Source organism: Campylobacter lari (genome assembly GCF_004357905.1).
Lineage (GTDB): Bacteria > Campylobacterota > Campylobacteria > Campylobacterales > Campylobacteraceae > Campylobacter_D > Campylobacter_D lari_D.
In genome coordinates this window covers 1-3,197 of the sequence record NZ_SMTT01000016.1, presented here as the reverse complement: position 1 = coordinate 3,197, position 3,197 = coordinate 1, and the positions used below count along the sequence as shown (strand labels likewise).

At 27.7% G+C, this 3,197-nt stretch carries 1 protein-coding gene; it reads right to left on the bottom strand.

The features are described 5' to 3' along the window. Positions 1-3,172 (bottom strand): two-partner secretion domain-containing protein (locus E2O22_RS07745; RefSeq protein WP_133319973.1); only part of this gene is annotated, 3,172 nt, incomplete at its 3' end. Positions 3,173-3,197: the final 25 nt, after the last annotated feature.

Genomic DNA, 3,197 nt, shown 5'->3' with positions numbered 1-3,197 from the left:
TGCTTGGTTGAAGTTCTGTCCACGGAATTTCTTTTTTCGCGTGTTGCAATGCAAGCTGTGCTAATTTTGGCGTATATATATCTTGCTTAACATCTCCTATTATTTCAAAACCTCCTTTTGAGATAGTATATTCTATTTTATTTTTTATAGGGCTAATATCCAATTGAGAAACAATATCTTTTTGTTGCTGATTTAATTTGCTAATATTTTCTGCCAAAATATTGATTTTTTTGAAATCAATATTTTCACTACTAGCTAAAGCATTATATTCTCTTTCATTTTCTTGAATTTTTGTTTTTATTTCTTGTAGTTGATTTGTTAGTATTATAGATTTATCAAGAAAATCTTTCAAATCTTTCTTTAATAAAGCGAATATAAAATCTTTTTTAGAAATCACATTAGCAGTATTATCTAACAATTTTTCAAAAGTTTCATTTTGATAAATTTTTTCTTTATTAGCACCCTTTAAACCATTTTCTTGATAAGCATCTATAAATTCCAAACTCTGAACTATCTTCAAAGCTTCTTCTTTATTGTTTTCATTATCTTTTAAAAAATACTTAGACACGAAATCAATTTTCTCATCTTCACTCATCTGTTTATAATCTTTTTCTTTAAGCATATCATCTAGCGAGCTAATATAAAATCTATAATATTGACTTGCAATATCATTAATAGCATAATTTTCAATACTGCTTTGAAAAGAATCATCTTTGAAAAGCATAGCTTCTTTGTTTAAAATAGCATTTAAATCTAATTCTAAAGCTTCTTTAAGTTCATCTTTTTTCTCATTTAAAGCAAAAGTAAGATAATTATGATTGTCTTTTAAAAATTGCTTATTAGAGTATTCTAACAATTTTTGTTTATATTCTTTATAAGCTTGCGTTTGATCGCTGTATTCTTTTATATCAATAGAAGATTTTTTATCAGGAGAGTGTTTTCCATTTAAAATATCTTTAGGCATCCACACATGGATATTATGATGGCTTTTATCATCTTTATCTTTTCCTCCGATATCAAAATAACCAACTATAGTCTTTTCTTCATTTTTAGGTGCAATTGATTGAATTTGTGATTTTGAATTAAAAAAAGCATATATATCATAAAAATAACTAGGATTATAAAAACTCACAAAACCAGTTGCTATTGTTGCTCCATTTTTATTATGCCCCGTTCCTTCAGAAATAATATTTTGTATATCATTTAAAATTATGTCGTTGAAATAATTTGAACCAGAATGCGATATAAAACCTGACGCATAGCTAAGTTCAGCTTTGTCTTTGGATATACTTTGAATTGTTTTTATATTATTTAAAGTTATACCAGTAAAATAATTCCCTCCACTAGCACTTGCAGCAAATCCACTAGCAAAAGAATCATCCTGCTCAAAATCATGAGAGCTGTTTAAATAATGATCATATGTTCCTTTGTTATAAGATTGAATCAATCCTATATCATTTAAAGAAATATCTGTAAAGCTATTATAAGTTGGAGTTTCGTTTTTTTTGTATACATTTATAATCTCTCCGACAAATCCTCCTGATTTAGCACTTGCTTTATCCGTTACCGCACCTATATAACCAATATGATTTAAAAAAATATTATTAAAATCATATCTAGAATTTTGACTCAATTGGGAGGAATAAACAGCTCCACTAAATCCGCCTACTCTTGAAGTTTGTATTCCTTCTGCCTGAATACCGTTTATATTTAAAATTGTAATATTTTTAAATTTACTACCTTTTATTATCATAGGTAGAGAATCGAAATTAGCTACATCAACAATATCCCCAACAAAACCTCCAACATAAGCATAATCTTTACCATTGCCTATAATTTCATTGATATTTTTTAAAACAATGTCTTCAACTTTAGCATCTTGCTCTATAAGTCCGACAACACCACCTGTATAAAGAATATAATTTGTCGTATTTGCTTTAACATTACCATTCATATAATCTACATTGAAATTCTTTATATTAGCCCCATTACTTAAATTTCCAAAAATACCAACATAATTTTTATTGTTAGCCTCTATATTAATATTTTTTAAAGTAAATCCTTGGCCATCAAATGTTTTAGTAAAAGGATTTTTATTATCACCAATCATCATAGAAGTACAATCAAGACCATCTATACAATAATTAGCATAGTTTTGCCAATCTTTTCCTTCTTTGCCTTTGCCTTGATTGCCTTTAAAATTTATATTATTAGTAAGTCTATATTCGATATTTTTGCTAAAATCACTTTTATTTTCATTCCATCCTTTAGCAAAATGCCACCAATCCACATCAGAACTTATACCTATAAATTTATTATTTAAAAATTTTTCATTATTATGCTTTACTTTTATTTTGTTTCCAGTTTCATCTAAAGCATTATCATAATCTTGTTGTTTGTAATTAAAACTTTTAAAAGAAGATGGATTGTAATAATATCCCGTAGCACCTAAATATAAAGAACCTTCATCTTTAGCAGTTATATGCAACTTATCTGTATTATTTAAGGTAGCAATATCAGCATGAGTTTCATTCCCAACTAAATATATATTTGTTTTTTTATCTTTATCTAAAGCTGCAATTTGATTAAAAGTTTTATTTTCAATATCAAAAGTTCCATATAATAAAACCTTATTCCCTATAAGTAATACATTATTAGCATTAATATTACCCATATTAACTACATTGCCTGCTTTTTGTGGTTTAAACACCGGTGAAAAAGTTAATCCATCATCAAATTTTTGCATCTTTGCAAACTTTTGTATATCCTCATCACTCATAGACGAAGTCGAAGCCACAAAGCGATTAGCATTAATAGTTCCTGTTTTAGTAATGATTACCCCATTAGGATTGATTAAAAAGACATTATTACCTTTTGCATTTAATAAACCTTCTATGGTAGATTTACTTGTCCCATGAGCAATGTTTAGGTAGTTTTTATTGTTTCCATTAAAATTTACACTTTCACCTTTGCCTATACTAAAGCCACCACCCCATTGTATGACTGAGTTTGTTCCATGTCCATTAATATTTAAGGTATTGTCATTTGGTTTGTTTATAGTTCCACTAGTCCCGTGAGTAAATTTACCTCCACTAGGTAAAGCCATTAGCGGAGAAAATAACATTGATACTGTTATGCCTGAGAGTATGATGTGATTTGATAATTTTTTCATGTTGGCTCCTTTTTGTGTATTATTT